The sequence below is a fragment of the Hyphomonas sp. UBA3601 genome, assembly GCF_002375605.1.
Taxonomy (GTDB): domain Bacteria; phylum Pseudomonadota; class Alphaproteobacteria; order Caulobacterales; family Hyphomonadaceae; genus Hyphomonas.
Window position 1 is genome coordinate 8,374 of sequence record NZ_DFME01000061.1, and the last position, 4,040, is coordinate 12,413.

3 protein-coding genes are annotated in these 4,040 nt (G+C 58.5%); 2 read left to right on the forward strand and 1 reads right to left on the reverse strand.

Annotation, left to right across the window (positions count from 1 at the left end; translation table 11 throughout):
• A partial coding sequence (locus B4F73_RS06740; RefSeq protein ID WP_290482821.1) for a GTPase-associated system all-helical protein GASH occupies positions 1-1,057 on the reverse strand: 1,057 nt, incomplete at its 3' end.
• 489 nt (positions 1,058-1,546) lie between these two features.
• Here B4F73_RS06740 and traG point away from each other — a divergent pair.
• A complete protein-coding gene (gene traG, locus B4F73_RS06745; protein ID WP_290482822.1) occupies positions 1,547-3,610 on the forward strand; it encodes an IncP-type conjugal transfer protein TraG in 2,064 nt (687 codons plus the stop codon).
• Positions 3,607-4,040: CopG family transcriptional regulator (locus B4F73_RS06750; RefSeq protein ID WP_290482823.1), on the forward strand; the 434-nt coding region annotated here is incomplete at its 3' end. The genes traG and B4F73_RS06750, both read left to right, overlap by 4 nt.

The following is a 4,040-nucleotide window of genomic DNA, read 5'->3' on the forward strand; positions in this document are numbered from 1 at the left end:
CCGGAAGCATGGATTGATAGTCCAGGGCCATTAAACCAGGCGCCACTTTGCGGTCGATCAATCGATATTCTTTCCGGGCACTCGGCGAAATCTTAGCCTCCTTCCACCAAAGCAGCCTAGATCGCAGTTCGACACCATGGGATGCAGCCGCGGTTTGATTTATCGCTGCACTGACATAAGCGGTAACCATTGTACTGATTGCGCCAAAGATTTCATCCGATGCCAAATTGTAGACCCGCTCGCCTGCGGCTCTCTTAACCGCTGTCGCGATTGCTTCTGTCGCCAGTGGAACAAATTCATTCGACCAAGTTGCGCCAGCGTTCGGCGCATGAGGATTGCCGCCAGTTTCCTCACCGGCCTTGTTATTCGGTCCTGCAGCCTTTTCGAGCCCCTTCAGCAAAGCGGCTTCGTCGATTTTGATGGCACCCAATTTGCCTTTTATCTCGGGTGGTTTGACTGCGACCATAGGAGCAAGCGCGATGGCGCTCGGAACTGACCAGCGCGCCTCGGCCTCAGCCTCGACGGCTGAAAGCAATTCAGAGACTGTTTTCTGCCAGACCTCGGCTTCTTCCCCAAGCGACATGTGTGGCAGAGCACTCGATAGTAGGAGTGTAACGCCGAGCCGAATTTGATCGTCTCGCTTTGCGTTCTGTATTACCGCGTCGAGGATGATCCCTCGAAACACCAAGTCAAGCGACCCCATCGTGACAGAGGAATAAGTCCGCCAAACGCTTTTCAGCGTTTCCTGCGCCATTGCACGGGAGGGGTCTCCAAGCCGTTCCCGAGGGTCGACGGCCGAATATACGAATGCCGCCAATTGTTCGGGGTGTGCGCCGATATGAACCGCCAGCTTGTCGGCCGCTGCGGATATGTGCTCAAACCAAGCGTCATTTCCGCCAAGCTCCAAGAGTCCCGCGTCCAGAAATGTTTCGAGAATTCGGTCAGCCACAAAAGCCCCCTGTGTCATGATTATTTTGCATTTTTGAATAGCACGCCGATATCTTACTCTCTCATTGTAATTTCGTTGCTTTCTCTCACGATCAATTGCCCCACGCATAAGAATCAGCAGTTTGAATCTATTGAATATTCGGTACGCGTCTAAGTCCTTCTGGCAAAGCTAAAGGTTGAATTTAGTCTGAATGATCACAATCTACCAGCGACGTAGCCGAGATAATGTGCCACGGCGCGACCCGTAGAGTTCAGCAACTCACACCTTTCTGATCGCAGTCGGTAGGCTGCTAATTCGCCCCACATTCGTTCTGTGAGTTCGCTGAACCCAAAAGATTGCCAACCAAACTTCAGTGCCAGACAACGTTCTCCGAAGCAAACGGAGCATCCACGTCGCACGATCCGTCAGAGTATTTCTAATGAGTTGCCTCAATTCGCTCCACGACTCAAAATCTTCGACGAGCAGAAAAAATCCCGCAAATTCTTCCCGCAACTTCACGTCTGTCACCCTGCCGTTCCCAAAACTTCAGAATACCCCCCTGATTTCCCCCAATTCCCTCTCTGGAGCGTGAGGCGATGATTGGTCAGGTTCTGCGTCATGAAACATGGCACGAACCTCTTCTGGCAGATCATCCTGGTATCGCTCGTCGTCCTGGTGGCGCTCTGGTGCGCAACCCAGTGGACAGCCTTGTCGCTGGGCTGGTCGCCCCGTTTGGGCGAGCCACTCTTCGTCATCCTCGACATGCCGGTCTATGTGCCTTGGGCATTCTTCGGGTGGTGGTACTCATTCGATGCCTATGCGCCGGATGTGTTCGACCGGGGCGGACTGATCGCCGGTTCGGGCGGTGTCGCGGCCATCGTGATTGCGGTGACGGGATCGATCCTCCGCGCACGCTGGGACAAGCGGGTCTCGACTTTCGGCTCAGCGCGCTGGGCGGAAAGCAAGGATTTGCGCAAGCCCGGCTTGCTCAAACCTTCCGGTGTGTTCCTAGGTCAGGCAACGGGTTCTTACCTCCGCCATGACGGACCGGACCATGTCATGGCGTTTGCCCCGACACGGTCCGGCAAAGGTGTAGGGCTTGTCGTGCCAACACTCCTCTCCTGGCCGCATTCGGTGCTGGTGCATGACATCAAGGGCGAGAATTGGCAGCTGACCTCCGGCTGGCGCTCAGAGTTTTCCCATTGTGTGCGGTTCGATCCGACCGATGTCGCCTCGGCCCACTTCAATCCCCTCATGGAAGTCCGGCGCGGGCATTGCGAAGTGCGCGATGTCCAGAACATTGCCGACATTCTCGTCGACCCGCAGGGCAAGCTTGGCGATCTCGGGCACTGGGTCGACAAGGCGAACTCGCTGCTCGTCGGGGTTATCCTGCATGTCCTCTATGCCGAGCGTGAGAAGACGCTGGCGCGTGTGGCGAGCTTCCTTGCAGATCCCGACCGGACATTCCGCACGACGCTGTCGATCATGCTCCGGACAAACCACCTCGGCACGAGCGAAGCGCCCAAGGTTCATCCCGTCGTCGCCGAGACGGCCCGTGAACTGATGAACCAGTCGGAGAACGAGCTTTCGGGTGTACTCTCGACGGCTTTGAGGTTCCTTTCACTCTATCGCGATCCCGTTGTCGCAGAAGTGACCTCCCGCAGCGACTTCAGGATCGAGGACCTTGTGTCTGGCGACCGGCCGCTGTCGCTCTACCTGGTTGTACCGCCCTCGGACCTATCTCGCACCAAGCCGCTGATGCGCCTCATCCTGAACCAGGTCGGACGCCGGCTCACCGAACATCTGGATGTGCGTCCGTCCTTGGTCTCGCGTGGCAGATCGCTTGTGGCAAACATCCTGAGCGCGTGCGGACTTCTGGCACCTCATGTGTCGGCTGCAGCGGCAAAATCCCGCCGGCGGGTCCTGTTCATGCTGGACGAGTTCCCTGCCCTCGGACGGCTCGACTTCTTCGAAAGCGCACTTGCCTACATGGCCGGCTATAACCTCAAGGCCTTCCTGATCGCGCAATCACTGAACCAGATCGAGAAGGCCTATGGTCCCTCGAACGCGATCCTCGACAATTGTCATGTGAGGGTGGCGTTCGCGACCAATGACGAGCGCACGGCCAAGCGGATTTCCGATGCGCTCGGGACCAAGACCGAACAGCGGGCCATGAAGAACTATGCAGGCCACCGCTTGGCCCCTTGGCTGTCGCACAAGATGGTGTCGCGCCAGGAAACCGCCCGACAGTTGCTGACCCCCGGCGAGGTGATGCAGCTGCCTTCGGATCAGGAGCTTGTCCTTGTCGCAGGCTCACCTCCGGTACGGGCGATAAAGCTCCGCTACTATGAAGACCAGAACTTTACCGAACGCCTCAAAGACGCCCCTGCCTTCGCAGCCTGCATTCCGAACGCGCGGAGTAATGATTGGGGGTCCGAAGTTCGCGCGATCCATGAAGGCCTCATGCAGGCCGCAGAGCTCGAACCTGATGTGGAGGGCCTTGGGCCTCAGAAGGCGCGCGATGCGGCCGAGGATCGCGCAAGGGTCTCAGCACCCACGAAGCCTGGCAGATCTCCGGCTCGAACGCGCGGCGCCCCTCAGCCCAGCCTCTTCGACGCGCTCGTCCAGGCTGACAGCCTCGAACAGGCGACCGGCATTGATCTCACGGGGAATGGCCAATGAAGCCCCGGATCCAGCCCTATATCTCGCCAGAGAATTTTCACTGGCTGAAGGCCATGGCCAAACGCCCTGGCCTGTCAGAAAGCACGATCATCGATGGGGCAGTAACGGCCTACCGGGCAGGCGAGTCCGACAATAAGCGCGAAGCGGCGATCAACCGCCGGCTCGACCGGCTGACGCGGCAGTTCGGGCGGATCGAGCGGGACAATCTTGTCCTGGCCGAAACGCTCGCGACCTTCGTGCATTATTTCCTGACGGTGACACCGCCCGTGCCCGCCAACCAGGTCGAGGCGGCGCGGGCCAAGGGCGACCTACGGTTCGATCTCTTCGTCCGGCAGGTCGCCGAGGCGCTCCGCTCCGGACAGCGCATTCTGCAGAATGCCGTCGAGGATGTGACGGCAGAAGCTGCCAGTCTTGAGCGCGAGCCCGAACA